A 543-nucleotide genomic window follows, 5' to 3' on the forward strand; every position below is an offset into this window, starting at 1 on the left:
GCCGATGCGAAGAAATCCGCGATGGCGCGGATCCGCACCACGCTGCGGCTGGCGGACCTCGGCCAGTGCGACCTGGTGATCGAGGCCGCGACCGAGCGCGAGACCGTCAAGCAGGCGATCTTCGAGGATCTGGTGCCGCATCTGAAGCCCACCACGATCCTGACCTCGAACACCTCCTCGATCTCGATCACCCGGCTGGCCTCGCGCACCGACCGGCCCGAGAAGTTCATGGGCTTTCACTTCATGAACCCCGTGCCGGTGATGCAATTGGTCGAGCTGATCCGCGGCATCGCCACCGACGAGCCGACCTACAAGGCGCTCCACGAGGTGGTGGAAAGGCTGGGCAAGACGGCGGCCAGTGCCGAGGACTTCCCGGCCTTTATCGTCAACCGCATCCTGATGCCGATGATCAACGAGGCGGTTTATACGCTTTACGAAGGCGTGGGCAACGTGAAGTCCATCGACAGCGCGATGAAGCTGGGCACCAACCATCCGATGGGTCCGCTGGAACTGGCCGACTTCATCGGGCTGGATACCTGCCTG

General features: G+C 63.4%; 1 protein-coding gene. It reads left to right on the forward strand.

The window, feature by feature from the left end; all coding sequences use genetic code 11:
- Positions 1 to 543: 3-hydroxyacyl-CoA dehydrogenase NAD-binding domain-containing protein (locus CK944_RS22535; RefSeq protein ID WP_239986225.1), on the forward strand; the 543-nt coding region annotated here is incomplete at both ends.

This window comes from Paracoccus sp. SY (assembly GCF_002901215.1).
In the GTDB taxonomy this organism is placed as follows: domain Bacteria; phylum Pseudomonadota; class Alphaproteobacteria; order Rhodobacterales; family Rhodobacteraceae; genus Paracoccus; species Paracoccus acridae.